A 12923-nucleotide genomic window follows, 5' to 3' on the forward strand; every position below is an offset into this window, starting at 1 on the left:
GAGATCCAGCCTAACGCCAGCGGCATAGCATGACAAGCTAGGCCGATGGAAAACAACGAGATACATCACAGTCCAGCACAGATTAAAACACGCGGAGATAAATATACAACAAATTGATTTTAAACCATTTAAATCAATAAACACCGAAGGGAAAACGCGGCGCACCATAACGCCAATTATTTATTAATTCAGCAATAGGATACATAAGCAAGGATTGATAATATGAAGAGAAATATTATTACCTCTGCTATTAGCGCCAGCCTATTTATCATGATAAGCCCGGCTTTTGCGGCAGCGCCGGAGACTGGCCCCATCGTCATTGAGGGCGTTGAGGGTATAGATGGTAAAGACTGGAGTGATCCCATCACTATTTCAGAGTCGCTGAATACGCACGCTGGAGCAGCACGTTATCCCGAAGATAACGGATGCATATAATAAGGCCAGCGAAGCGGATACTAAAGCCACGGCGAATGCGGACACGATCCTCGCGATGCGGACCACGGTGGGCAGGATCTTTATCAACCTCTACGATGCCTTCCACCTCCACACCTTCAACGATGACGGTACTATCTCCCCAACCGAGATGGAGAGCTATGTTATGCGGGTTATGCGGGCGCCGGAATTAAACGCGCAGATCGCCAGCGCAGATACCGCAGCGACATTGAGACCAAGGCTGAGATCGGCGCGCTAAAAACGGCGCTGCAGGCCGCATTTATCGATAGCGCAGCGGATGACAGCGCGGTAACCCCCTCGTCATTCACCACCTATATCGCCGATCTGAGGCAGGCCATCGATGAGGGGAATGCCGCCAATCTGCAGCGGCTGATCACCCAGCTGCAGCGCGACTTCACCCTGGCGTCGTCCGAAGAGGGCGCGCCGACAGACTCTGGCCTATCCCGCGTCCTACAGGGTGTACACGACGCCGGGCAGGAGGCAACCGATGCCAAGCTACAGGTAACGCAGGCGATGAACGATAGGAAGCTACAGACGCTGGCCGACGCGATAAATGCGCGGCTTGATACGATTGCCCCCACGGAGGCGGCCCCGCTAGATCAGCGCATTACGGCACTGGAGAGCGGGCTGAGCGAGGGGCTAAAAAGCTATACCGGTGCAATCGCCAACGCGCAGGCCGAGCGGGCGCTCAATGCGGCGGTTGGCTATACCGACTTCCGCCAGGGGCTGACCCAGGCCTGGCAGGACGCCGCCCAGCGACAGATCAACGATCTCTACCGCGAGGTAGACAATAACCGTAAAGAGCTACGCCAGACCGCCGCGAAAACTGCGGCGCTCTCCGGCCTGATCCAACCCTATGGGGTCGGGAACGTCAACGTGACGGCGGCCATGGGGGGATATAAGGATGAGCAGGCCGCCGCCGTCGGCTACCGAGTCAACGAAACCTTCGCCGCCAAGGCGGGTATCGCCTTTGGCAGCGGCTCTGCCGCTTACAACGCCGGGGTCAATCTGGAGTTTTAAGCCATAGCGCCCAACGTAGTAGGCCCCGCTAACGCGGGGCCTACTTTTTTGTCGCGCCCGCGCCGCCTCAGCTCAGCGCGCTGCGCGCACGCAGCACGCTCAGGCAGTGGCGCAGCGCGGCGTCCAACGGCGCCTCGACGCGCAGGGTCTCGCCGCTGTGCGGATGCACAAAGCGCAGCGCCGCCGCGTGCAGGAACAGGCGGTTTAAGCCAGTATCCGCCAGCTCGCGATCGAAGTCGCGATCGCCGTAGCGATCGTCAAAGGCGATCGGGTGGCCGGCGTGCAGGGTATGGACGCGGATCTGATGGGTTCGCCCGGTCACCGGACTGGCCTTAACCAGCGTGGCGTTGGCAAAGCGCTCCTCCACCTTAAAGCGGGTTTCCGACGGCTTGCCCTCGGCGCTCACCCGTACGACGCGTTCACCGCTTTGCAGGGTATTTTTCAGCAGCGGCGCCTGCACCACTTTACAGTGCGACTGCCAGTGACCGCGCACCAGCGCCAGATAATCCTTCTGCATTCCCTTCTCGCGCAGCTGCTCATGCAGCGAGCGCAGCGCCGAGCGCTTCTTCGCCACCAGGAGCACCCCGGAGGTCTCGCGATCCAACCGGTGCACCAGCTCCAGGAAACGGGCCTCCGGACGCAGAGCGCGCAGCCCTTCAATCACGCCAAAGCTGAGACCGCTGCCGCCGTGTACCGCGGTGCCAGAGGGCTTGTTCAGCACCAGCAGGTAGTCATCCTCATACAGGATACAGTCATTGAGCGCGGCGACCTTATCCAGACGGGCTGACACCGGCGCCTCATCGCGCTCGGCCACCCGCACCGGCGGGATGCGGACCTGATCCCCGGCCTCCAGCTTATATTCCGGCTTGATACGTTTCTTATTGACCCGCACCTCACCCTTACGCACGATGCGATAAATCATACTCTTCGGCACACCCTTTAGCTGGTTGCGCAAAAAATTATCGATTCGCTGCCCCGCCTCATCGGCGGCGATCGTGACTAACTTGACGGAGATGTTTTGTGTATTCATGGGCGCGATTTTAAAGAGCGCCGCGGCGCCGCGCTACTGCTATTTTCAGCCGCTGTGCAATAATTCAGCGATGGCGTGCACCACGACGGCGCACGGACATACCTATCAGCAGAGTTTATGGTGTGACATGTCGTCATAGGGCAATTTTCTGCGAACAACCCGCAATGGCGTCTTGCTATATTTGTCATTGCAGTGAAATAATGGAGTAGTTTTCCGCGCTTTTTTCCATCAAAGTGAAAAAAGAGGCGGGATTCAACGTTTACCTGATAGCGCAGAAATGCAGCAATGGCGTAAGACGTAGTGCGAAATCAAGTAATTAGCGGGCTGCGGGTCGCAGTCTGACCAACAACATGGAGTCAGTTGGCCGCATCCTTTTTCTGCGGCGTCATCCTGATAAACAGCGCTGCCTTTCACAAAGAAATGCAGGCTTACCGAATATTGCGCCCCTATGCAGGCGACAACCGTGAGGTTGACGACTTTGCGATAAGACTCGGGGTCATCGGTCTTCCTCCCGGTCAGAAAGGTCTTTTCGCCCGCAGCTTAAGTTGCCAATGCAAAAAAAACGAGTACGTTAACGATGAAAAGAATGTTAATCAACGCAACTCAGCAGGAGGAGTTGCGTGTCGCCCTTGTGGATGGCCAGCGACTGTACGATCTGGATATTGAAAGCCCGGGTCACGAACAGAAGAAAGCAAACATTTACAAGGGTAAAATCACCCGAATTGAACCCAGTCTGGAAGCCGCCTTTGTTGACTACGGCGCCGAACGACACGGTTTCCTGCCCCTTAAAGAGATCGCCCGCGAATATTTTCCCAGCAACTACTCCGCCCACGGTCGTCCCAACATTAAGGACGTGCTGCGTGAAGGGCAGGAGGTCATTGTTCAGGTCGATAAGGAAGAGCGCGGCAACAAAGGGGCTGCGCTGACCACCTTTATCAGCCTGGCGGGCAGCTATCTGGTGCTGATGCCCAACAACCCGCGCGCCGGCGGTATCTCCCGCCGTATCGAGGGTGATGACCGCACCGAGCTGAAGGAAGCGCTCTCCTCTCTGCAGATCCCCGACGGCATGGGGCTGATCGTCCGCACCGCCGGCGTCGGCAAATCCGCCGAAGCCCTGCAGTGGGATCTCTCCTTCCGCCTGAAGCACTGGGATGCCATCAAGAAAGCCGCCGAAGGCCGCCCTGCCCCGTTCCTGATCCATCAGGAAAGCAACGTCATCGTCCGCGCCTTCCGTGACTATCTGCGCCCGGACATCGGCGAAATCCTGATCGACAATCCGAAGATCCTCGACCTGGCCAAGCAGCATATCGCCGCCCTGGGTCGTCCGGACTTCAGCAGCAAAATCAAGCTGTACACCGGGGAGATCCCGCTGTTCAGCCACTATCAGATCGAGTCACAGATCGAGTCTGCCTTCCAGCGTGAAGTCCGCCTGCCCTCCGGCGGCTCTATCGTTATCGACAGCACCGAGGCGCTGACCGCCATCGATATCAACTCCGCCCGCGCTACCCGCGGCGGCGATATCGAAGAGACCGCGTTCAACACCAACCTGGAAGCCGCCGATGAAATCGCCCGCCAGCTGCGTCTGCGCGACCTGGGCGGTCTGATCGTGATCGACTTTATCGATATGACCCCGGTGCGCCACCAGCGCGAGGTCGAAAACCGCCTGCGCGACGCCGTGCGTCAGGATCGCGCCCGTATTCAGATCGGTCGAATCTCCCGCTTTGGCCTGCTGGAGATGTCCCGCCAGCGTCTCAGCCCCTCTCTGGGCGAATCCAGCCACCATGTCTGCCCGCGCTGTAATGGCACCGGTACCGTGCGTGACAACGAATCGCTGGCGCTGTCCATCCTGCGCCTGATCGAAGAGGAGGCGCTGAAAGAGAATACCCGTGAAGTGCACGCCATCGTGCCGGTACCGGTCGCCTCCTATCTGCTGAACGAGAAGCGTGACGCCGTAAGCGCCATTGAGAAACGCCAGCCGGACGTGCGCGTCATCGTGGTGCCTAACGAGCAAATGCAGACCCCGCACTACGCCGTTATGCGGGTGCGTAAAGGCGAAGAGACCCATACCCTGAGCTACAAGCTGCCACAGCTGCACGAAGCGGAAGCCTGCGGTGAGGAAGAAGTACCGGCAGAGCGCAAGCGTCCGGAGCAGCCGGCGCTGGCCGCCTTTAGCCTGGATGTCGCCGCACCGCCGATCGACGCCGCACAGGATAAGCCTGTCGCTGCCGACGTCGCGCCGACCGAGCGCCCGCAGCCGATAGCCGACGCCCGTCCGGGACTGTTTGGTCGCCTGGTCGCCTCCCTGAAAGGGATCTTCGCCGGCGACGCCGCACCGGCGCCGGTGCAGGAAGAGACGCCTGCCGTCAGCGCTGAGCGCCCGCGTGAAGAGAGCCGTTCCTCGCAGGAGCGCCGCGGTCGTCGCCAGAACCCGCGCCGTGAACGCGGTGAGCGCGGCGATCGTCCGGAGCGCAGTGAGCGTCCAGAGCGCGGTGAGCGTCCGGAGCGCGGCGAGCGCCCAGAGCGTGCGAACCGCGACGGCCGTGAAAACCGCGACGAACAGCGCCGTGGCCGCCGTCAGGCTCAGCCGACGCCGGCGACAGAGGGCGGCGCAGATGAGAATGCCCAGCAGCGCGAAGAGCAGCAGCAGCGCCGCGAACAGCGCAACGAGCGTCAGCGTCGTCGTCAGGAAGATAAGCGCCAGGCCCAGCAAGAGGTCAAGGCGCTGGACGCCGCCGCACAGCCTGATGAGGAGATCGCAGAGGAGAGCGTACCGGCCCAGCGCCGTCAACGCCGTCAGCTGAGCCAGAAGATCCGCATCGGCGATAGCACGCCGGCGGTCGTCAGCGCCGACCCAGAAGCCGCCGTGGCGCCGATTGCCGACGCGAGCGTTCCGGCTCTGCCTGCGGTCAACGCACAGCCTCAGGAGAGCGCCGCAGCGGAAGAGGATAACGCGCCGCGCCATGAGAATGGCATGCCGCGCCGCTCCCGTCGGTCACCGCGTCACCTGCGCGTCAGCGGGCAGCGCCGTCGCCGCTATCGCGACGAGCGTTATCCGCAGCAGTCACCGATGCCGCTGACGCTGGCGGTATACTCTCCGGAGATGGCCTCTGGCAAGGTATGGATCAGCTATCCTGTCGCCGCCCCGGCGGCCGCCGAGACCAGCGCGCTCGAAACGCCGCACGTCATGGAGGAGAGCACCGCCGCGCTAGCGATAGAGATGCCCGCCGCCGTACCGGCTGAAACCGCGCGTCCGGAGGTCATCGCCGAGGCCGTCGTCAACGACGCCGCGGCCGACGAACCGGTGGTGCAGGCGCCGGCGATCCTCGCCCCGGCCGCTGCCGTTGAGACGCAGGCCTGCGACGCGATCGCGCAGCAGCCGTCGCCGGTAGTCACTGACGAGAGCGCCACTCACGCCGTCTGTGCCGCCGCCGCACCGACGCAGGAAGAGGCACTGCCTGCATTGGCCCAGGCCGAAGCGCAGGCTGCTGAAGCGGAACTCAAAGCCGAAGCCGAAGCCGAAGCCAGCGTAGCCGCCCCCCTGGTACCGCCGTCGGCAATGGCCCCGAGCGATACGCACGAACACGGTCGCGCCAGCGCGCCGATGACCACGGCACCGGCGCCGGCCTATGTCGCACCGGCAGCGGTAGTCAGCACCTGGGTTCGCCCGGAGTATGACTTCCACGGCCGCGGTGCCGCCGGTGCAGACGCTGCGTCCAATCAGGCCGCAGCGCCAGCCACGAAACCGGTTATGCCGCAGGAGTAAGAGGCGATCAGCCCAAAAAACCCGCCGAAAGGCGGGTTTTTTTATATCGACGCTAGGCTATCTGCCGCAGCCGTTTGATCTCAACGCTGGCGCACCGCCCTTCTATCGCCTGCAGAAAGGCGGCGAAGTGGGCGCTTTTTTCATGCTGCGCCAGCGCCTGCGGCGATTGCCAGATCTCAAAGAACACCAGCGTTGCAGCCTGACCCTCTTCCTGATGGAGGTCATAACGCACGTTCCCCGCCTCGGCGCGACTGGGCTCAACCAGCTGCAGCGCGGCATGGCGTACCGCCTCTTGCTGCCCCGCGGATGCGACCAGCGTCGCGACAATGCGAACTTCACTCATAGTACACTCCTCTTTAGGCCGGGGCGTCTCGCCCTGCGGTACGGCGCTAACGTATCGAACCGCGACGGACACCGCCTGGAATACATCCGTCGTGATACGCGACGGATGCCTACGCGATCACCTTACCCGTTTTTGCCGCCCGCGGCATGAGTCATTAGCCCCCTGTCCTCCCATCCTCTTGCTCAAGCGCACAAATTGATGACGCCATACAACAATCGGATGCATCCAGGCCCATTTCCCGTTATCCTTATCGCCCGGCACAGAAATGTTCACTGCGTTCTGGCGTCCTGCTCTTGCAGCGGCCAGAAACCTGCGCAGTCCATCAGACATATCCACCAGCCGGAGCCCGTAATGACCGTAATGCAGCACACCCTGAAGATCCGCCGCCCTGACGATTGGCACCTCCATCTGCGCGATGATGAGATGCTGCACAGCGTGTTACCCTACACCAGCCGCCACTTTTCCCGGGCCGTGGTGATGCCCAATCTGGCTCCGCCGATCACCTCCGTAGAGCAGTGCATCGCCTATCGCCAGCGCATTATCGACGCCGTGCCGCAGGGACATGCGTTCACCCCGCTGATGACCTGCTATCTGACCGACGCCCTCTCGGTCGATACGCTGATGCACGGCCAGCGGGAAGGCGTGTTCACCGCCGCCAAACTGTATCCTGCCAACGCCACCACCAACTCTGCCTGCGGCGTCACCTCCATTCCCGGACTATACCCGCTGTTTGAGGCGATGCAGCAGAGCGGGATGCCGCTGTTGATCCACGGTGAGGTCACCCAGGCGGATATCGACATCTTCGATCGCGAAGCGCGCTTTATCGAGCAGGTGATGCTGCCGCTGCGCCGCGACTTCCCCGAGCTGCGCATCGTCTTTGAACACATCACCACCCGCGAGGCGGCCCAGTTTGTCGCCGAAGGCGATCGCTATCTGGCGGCGACCATTACCCCGCAGCACCTGATGTTCAACCGCAACCACATGCTGGTCGGCGGGATTCGCCCGCACCTGTACTGCCTGCCGATCCTCAAGCGCAGCGTGCACCAGCAGGCGCTACGCAAGGCGGCCACCAGCGGGAAAGCCTGCTTCTTCCTCGGCACCGACTCTGCGCCGCACCTGCGCGGGCGCAAAGAGTCGGCCTGCGGCTGCGCCGGGGTATTCAACGCGCCGACGGCGCTACAGGCCTACGCAACGGTCTTTGAAGAGGAGCAGGCGCTACAGCATCTGGAGGCCTTCTGTTCGCTGAACGGACCGGCTTTTTATGGACTCCCGGCCAATGAGGCGTATATTGAGCTGGTACAGGAGCCTACGTCTGTCGTCGACAGCATCGCCAGCGGCGATGAAACCCTGATCCCCTTCCTGGCAGGGGAAACGCTGCGATGGTCGGTACGCGCGTAGGCTCAGGACGTTATTTACTCCGGCCTGTCCCTTAGGACAGGCCTTTTTGTTGGCACCCGTGAGGGAGAATATGACCGCAACACCGCTACTGGCGCTCAATCACATCGACTTCAGCGCTAATGGACGCCCCATTCTGCACGACGTCTCGCTGACGCTACAGCCCGGCGAATTCAAAGTAATCACGGGCCCCTCGGGCTGCGGCAAGAGCACCCTGCTCAAAATTGCGGCCTCGCTGCTGGATCCCCAGCGCGGCGAGATCCTGCTGCAGGGGAAACCCCTGAGCGCCTATCCTCCGGAGGCGTATCGCAAACAGGTCTCCTACAGCTTCCAAACGCCGGTGCTGTTCGGCGATACGGTGCGCGACAACCTACTGTTTCCCTATCAGATCCGCAGTGACGCGCCGGATATGGATCGCATCCGCCGCGGTCTGATGCAGTTTGGCCTGCCGCTGCACACGCTAGATCAGCGCATCGAAGATCTCTCCGGCGGCGAGCGTCAGCGCGTGGCGCTGCTGCGTAACATTCAATATATGCCGCAGGTGTTGCTGCTGGACGAAATCACCAGCGCGCTGGATGAGCACAATCGAACCATCGTGCATGAGGTCATCACGCACCTCAATCAGCAGCAGGGAATCGCCATTATCTGGGTCACTCACAGCAGCGATGAGATTACCCAATGCGACAATGTGATAACCCTGCCGCGCCTGGCCGACAGCGACGACGCAGAGGAAGACGAGACCCAGCCAAACGGAGAGCCGCGCCATGAATAGCCACAACATTACCGATCAGTCTCTGGTCATGGCCCTGGCGCTGGTCGCCATTGCGCTGGTCATCAGCGGGCGGGAAAAGCTGGGACTCGGCAAGGACATTCTGTGGAGCGTCAGCCGCGCCATCGTCCAGCTGATCCTGGTGGGCTACGTCTTAAAGTATATCTTTCATCTGGACAGCGCCCTGCTGACCCTATTGATGGTGCTGTTTATCTGCGTCAACGCGGCCTGGAACGCGAAGAAGCGCAGTAAGAACCTCAGCAATGCCTTCGCCATGTCGCTGATCGCCATCGTCACCGGCACCGCGCTGACCCTGGCGATCCTGATCGTCAGCGGCTCCATCGAATTCACCCCGATGCAGGTGATCCCCATCGCCGGGATGATCGCCGGTAACGCCATGGTGGCCGTCGGCCTGTGCTATAACAACCTGCGTCAGCGCTTCCACGACGAACGCCAGCGGGTGCAGGAGATGCTCAGCCTGGGCGCGACTCCGAAGCAGGCATCGGCAAGGATCATCCGCGCCAGCATCAAGGCGGCGATGATCCCCACCGTCGACTCCGCCAAAACCGTCGGACTGGTCAGCCTGCCGGGCATGATGTCGGGCCTGATCTTCGCCGGTATCGATCCGGTCAAGGCCATCCGCTATCAGATTATGGTGACCTTTATGCTGATCTCCACCGCCAGCCTCTCCACCATCATCGCGGGCTACCTCGCCTATGTCAGGTTCTACACGGCCCGCGATCAGCTGCGCTAAGCCCATACAAAAATCCCCACGCCATGGCGTGGGGATCAACGGGATAACCCGGCCGCTATCGCTGCCAGGATTAGCCGCTTACTTCATGCAGCCACTACAGCGGCTGCTCAAAATCTGCTGGAAGAAGTCATTCCCCTTGTCATCCACCAGGATGAAGGCCGGGAAGTCCTCTACCTCAATCTTCCAGATAGCCTCCATTCCCAGCTCAGGATAGGCCACGCAGGTCAGGCTCTTAATGCTCTGCTGCGCCAGTACCGCCGCCGGGCCGCCGATGCTGCCCAGATAGAAGCCACCGTGTTTATGGCAGGCGTCGGTGACCTGCTGGCTGCGGTTCCCTTTGGCCAGCATGATCATGCTGCCGCCGTTGGCCTGCAGTAGGTCAACATAGGAGTCCATACGGCCTGCCGTGGTTGGCCCCAGTGAGCCAGAGGCATGGCCCGCCGGTGTCTTGGCCGGGCCGGCGTAGTAGATCGGGTGATCCTTCACATACTGCGGCAGCGGCTTGCCTTCATCCAGCAGCGCCTTCAGCTTGGCGTGGGCGATATCGCGCCCGACGATAATGGTGCCGGAGAGCGACAGGCGGGTGGAGACCGGATACTGGGAGAGCTGTGCCAGAATCTCCTTCATCGGGCGGTTGAGATCCACTTTGATGGCCTCTCCCTCGCCGGCCTGGCGCAGATGCTCAGGAATATATTTGCCTGGGTTATGCTCCAGCTTCTCGATCCAGATCCCCTCGCGGTTAATCTTGGCCTTGATATTACGATCCGCCGAGCAGGAAACCCCCATTCCGACCGGACAGGAGGCGCCGTGACGCGGCAGGCGAATCACCCGCACATCGTGGGCAAAGTATTTGCCGCCGAACTGCGCGCCCAGCCCCAGCTCCTGGGCTGCCAGCAGCAGCTCCTGCTCCAGCGCCACGTCACGGAACGCCTGACCGTGCTCGTTGCCCTCGGTCGGCAGCGCATCATAGTACTTGGTCGATGCCAGCTTCACCGTCTTCAGGGTAGACTCCGCCGACGTGCCGCCGATAACGAAGGCCACGTGGTACGGCGGGCAAGCCGCGGTGCCCAGGGTACGCATCTTCTCGATCAGGAAAGCCTTCAGCTTCTCCGGCGTCAGCAGCGCCTTGGTCTCCTGATACAGGTAGGTTTTATTGGCTGAACCGCCGCCTTTGGCGACGCACAGGAATTTGTACTCCTCGCCCTCGGTAGCGTACAGATCGATCTGCGCCGGCAGGTTGGTTCCGGTATTGACCTCATTGTACATATCCAGCGCGGCGTTCTGGGAGTAGCGCAGGTTATCTTCAATATAGGTGTTATAAACCCCGCGCGACAGCGCCTCGGCATCGCCGCCGCCGGTCCACACGCGCTGGCCTTTTTTACCCACGATAATCGCCGTCCCGGTGTCTTGACAGGTCGGCAGTACCCCCTTGGCGGCGATCTCGGAGTTGCGCAGGAACTGCAGCGCGACGTATTTATCGTTTTCGCTAGCCTGCGGGTCGTCAAGGATCGCGGCGACCTGACGCTGGTGAGCCGGACGCAGCATAAACGAAGCATCGTGGAACGCCTGCTGGGCCAACAGCGTCAGCGCCTGCGGCTCGACCTTCAGCATGTCCTGGCCTTCAAAGCTGACTACGGAGACATGCTCCTTACTCAGCAGATAATAGTCGGTATCATCGCCTTGCAGCGGAAACGGATCTTGATAATGGAAGGGTTTATTTGACATTTTTCTCTCGCTTACAACGTCAGCTTGTATAAATTTACCGAGCCGCGCAGCGCCATCGGCGTGATGCCCGATAAGAAAAACCGCGCGGCCTGTTAACTTTACCGCCCGATGTTAACATGTTATTTACAATAAGCGTTGTGCGACCGCGCTCAGTATCGGCATGTAACGGGACTTCGCCTAGGGCGTGTCCCGTAACTGGCCATGAGCATCGCTGGCGCGCACAGTTACGGGACACGTCCTAATCATCAGGTGAATCCATCCTGCCAAATAACCCAAGCGAGGTAACAGGATCAAAATCAAACTATCGGGGATTAATTGTCGTATGTTTGGGGAAAGGAGAGGTTAATCACCTTGATTTAAAAAGAAAATGAACAAAATGGCTAAAATCGGTGTACCCAAACCGGATCATATTGCCCACCCCTCATTACCTCAGGTCTCCCTCCCCCGCCTGAGCATACTCACAAAGCGTATCCGCCATGGCCTGCTGACGGGCGCGGCGGCAGCCAGGGGATGGCCATGATTGTCGAGCGACTTAACTGAGCCTCAGGGGGACGCCCCACGCGGCGGGGCCAGAATCGGCCCCGTAACGGACGATACGTGCCCCTGCGCGGGCCGCTACGGGACTCATCAAGACGGTTACTCGCCGCCAGCAGCTAGGGGTATATCAGGCCGCCCAGCGCGCCGCCGACCAGAGGCATCACCCAGAAAGTCGATGCTCAGCTGGGGAAATGCCGCCGCCGAAGACCAGCCAGAAGGAACCCCAAAACTCCGCCGCCAATTTATTAAACATCAACCACCGCAGCAGAAATAATGAATGATCCGCGCCAGCGGTATGCCCGACGCCCCGCGCGATGCGCTGAAAACCAGGTGGGTTACCGAAAAAAGAATAAGACGCCTTGCCCGAAGCAATGCAGGCAAAAACAGGTAAATAGGCTATCTGCCGCAGCCGTTTGATCTCAACGCTGGCGCACCGCCCTTCTATCGCCTGCAGAAAGGCGGCGAAGTGGGCGCTTTTTTCATGCATCATTTAAAACAGACGCACTATCTTATGCGACATATGTAACACAAAATATCAATACTTCGTTAAACTACGGGGTAATATTCTACATAAACCGAAAGCGGCACAAGAAAAAATAGATGGGATTTTTCTAGCAAAACGAAAGGACTGCCTTAATAAAAATAGAATCAAGACATGTCCGATTACTAATTAGAAATAAAATGCTTATTTAGGTATGTAGGGGGGGGAAATATCAACCCGACGGCAAAAGTCAGAAAACAGCGCCTGATGCTCACATACTTTATCTGCGCTGTACAGCACCGCATAGGCAAACAGCGCCCCGCCTAACAGGCTAGCCAGTAACATCCATCGTTTGATTTTCATTCGGTCCATTCCATGTCACCTATCTCTGATGGCACCAGTGTATACCCACCAGGCTAAACTACGGCTCTACAGCTACCGATTACCACCCGCCGCGCGCGGGAAAAGAGACCAAATGCCAACAGATGAAACGCCCCCGACACAGAAAAGACACGCGCTACATGGAGGTGCCGAACGCGTTTCTCTGTTAACACTCACACCTCAAGCCTAGCCAGCCTTAGGTAAAGATGCAAGCCACCGACCCGGACAACCCGCTGTTAATTAAGAGGGATCATCAATACGCTGCCGATACG

Annotated in this window: 11 protein-coding genes; 6 read left to right on the forward strand and 5 right to left on the reverse strand. The window is 59.9% G+C overall.

The genetic code is table 11. The features are described from left to right. The first annotated feature begins 222 nt into the window (after positions 1-222). Both ETEE_RS21730 and ETEE_RS21735 read left to right on the forward strand, forming a co-directional pair. Positions 223-435, forward strand: a complete 213-nt coding sequence (locus ETEE_RS21730; RefSeq protein ID WP_225865084.1) for a hypothetical protein — start codon at positions 223-225, stop codon at positions 433-435. A 531-nt stretch (positions 436-966) separates the two neighbouring features. Beyond that, positions 967-1473 (forward strand): YadA C-terminal domain-containing protein, encoded by a 507-nt coding sequence (locus ETEE_RS21735; RefSeq protein ID WP_225865085.1) that lies wholly within the window; start codon positions 967-969, stop codon positions 1471-1473. 67 nt (positions 1474-1540) lie between these two features. On the opposite strand, the gene rluC is transcribed toward ETEE_RS21735, so the two are convergent. Further along, on the reverse strand, positions 1541-2503 hold the full coding sequence (gene rluC, locus ETEE_RS00440; protein ID WP_034165760.1) for a 23S rRNA pseudouridine(955/2504/2580) synthase RluC: 963 nt from the start codon (positions 2501-2503) through the stop codon (positions 1541-1543). 577 nt (positions 2504-3080) lie between these two features. Here rluC and rne point away from each other — a divergent pair. Further along, positions 3081-6266 carry a ribonuclease E gene (gene rne / locus ETEE_RS00450; protein ID WP_034165758.1) on the forward strand — a complete coding sequence of 1062 codons (3186 nt, stop codon included), beginning with the start codon at positions 3081-3083 and terminating at the stop codon, positions 6264-6266. Positions 6267-6318: 52 nt separating this feature from the next. Here the strand turns inward: rne and ETEE_RS00455 are convergent, their stop codons facing one another. Beyond that, a complete protein-coding gene (locus ETEE_RS00455) occupies positions 6319-6609 on the reverse strand; it encodes a putative quinol monooxygenase (RefSeq protein ID WP_034172578.1) in 291 nt (96 codons plus the stop codon). Between the two features lie 351 nt (positions 6610-6960). Between ETEE_RS00455 and pyrC the strand changes: the two genes are divergently transcribed. The 3 genes from pyrC to fetB all read left to right on the forward strand — a co-directional run bounded on the left by pyrC (position 6961) and on the right by fetB (position 9527). Then, the gene (gene pyrC / locus ETEE_RS00460) at positions 6961-8007 is read left to right on the forward strand and encodes a dihydroorotase (protein ID WP_034165983.1); all 1047 of its coding nucleotides are present in this window, start codon (positions 6961-6963) and stop codon (positions 8005-8007) included. A 70-nt stretch (positions 8008-8077) separates the two neighbouring features. After that, positions 8078-8776 carry an iron efflux ABC transporter ATP-binding subunit FetA gene (fetA, locus tag ETEE_RS00465; RefSeq protein ID WP_034165981.1) on the forward strand — a complete coding sequence of 233 codons (699 nt, stop codon included), beginning with the start codon at positions 8078-8080 and terminating at the stop codon, positions 8774-8776. Continuing rightward, entirely contained in the window at positions 8769-9527 is a 759-nt protein-coding gene (gene fetB, locus ETEE_RS00470) for an iron efflux ABC transporter permease subunit FetB (protein ID WP_034165979.1), read from the forward strand. The genes fetA and fetB overlap by 8 nt, the downstream gene beginning before the upstream one ends. Positions 9528-9605: 78 nt before the next feature. On the opposite strand, the gene fumA is transcribed toward fetB, so the two are convergent. The 3 genes from fumA to ETEE_RS21585 all read right to left on the reverse strand — a co-directional run bounded on the left by fumA (position 9606) and on the right by ETEE_RS21585 (position 12633). Then, a complete protein-coding gene (gene fumA / locus ETEE_RS00475) occupies positions 9606-11252 on the reverse strand; it encodes a class I fumarate hydratase FumA (protein ID WP_034165978.1) in 1647 nt (548 codons plus the stop codon). A 697-nt stretch (positions 11253-11949) separates the two neighbouring features. Then, complete coding sequence (locus tag ETEE_RS21740) at positions 11950-12279, reverse strand: hypothetical protein (protein WP_034172579.1); 330 nt, start codon at positions 12277-12279, stop codon at positions 11950-11952. A gap of 195 nt (positions 12280-12474) precedes the next feature. Beyond that, positions 12475-12633, reverse strand: a complete 159-nt coding sequence (locus ETEE_RS21585; protein WP_167549802.1) for a hypothetical protein — start codon at positions 12631-12633, stop codon at positions 12475-12477. Positions 12634-12923 lie beyond the last annotated feature (290 nt).

This window comes from Edwardsiella anguillarum ET080813 (assembly GCF_000264765.2).
Lineage (GTDB): Bacteria > Pseudomonadota > Gammaproteobacteria > Enterobacterales > Enterobacteriaceae > Edwardsiella > Edwardsiella anguillarum.

Bases quoted from the DNA above. Each gene is read 5' to 3' on its own strand.
- ETEE_RS21730 (WP_225865084.1), top strand. From the start codon at position 223: ATGAAGAGAAATATTATTACCTCTGCTATTAGCGCCAGCCTATTTATC.
- ETEE_RS21735 (WP_225865085.1), top strand. From the start codon at position 967: ATGAACGATAGGAAGCTACAGACGCTGGCCGACGCGATAAATGCGCGG.
- rluC (WP_034165760.1), bottom strand. From the start codon at position 2,503: ATGAATACACAAAACATCTCCGTCAAGTTAGTCACGATCGCCGCCGAT.
- rne (WP_034165758.1), top strand. From the start codon at position 3,081: ATGAAAAGAATGTTAATCAACGCAACTCAGCAGGAGGAGTTGCGTGTC.
- ETEE_RS00455 (WP_034172578.1), bottom strand. From the start codon at position 6,609: ATGAGTGAAGTTCGCATTGTCGCGACGCTGGTCGCATCCGCGGGGCAG.
- pyrC (WP_034165983.1), top strand. From the start codon at position 6,961: ATGACCGTAATGCAGCACACCCTGAAGATCCGCCGCCCTGACGATTGG.
- fetA (WP_034165981.1), top strand. From the start codon at position 8,078: ATGACCGCAACACCGCTACTGGCGCTCAATCACATCGACTTCAGCGCT.
- fetB (WP_034165979.1), top strand. From the start codon at position 8,769: ATGAATAGCCACAACATTACCGATCAGTCTCTGGTCATGGCCCTGGCG.
- fumA (WP_034165978.1), bottom strand. From the start codon at position 11,252: ATGTCAAATAAACCCTTCCATTATCAAGATCCGTTTCCGCTGCAAGGC.
- ETEE_RS21740 (WP_034172579.1), bottom strand. From the start codon at position 12,279: ATGATGCATGAAAAAAGCGCCCACTTCGCCGCCTTTCTGCAGGCGATA.
- ETEE_RS21585 (WP_167549802.1), bottom strand. From the start codon at position 12,633: ATGAAAATCAAACGATGGATGTTACTGGCTAGCCTGTTAGGCGGGGCG.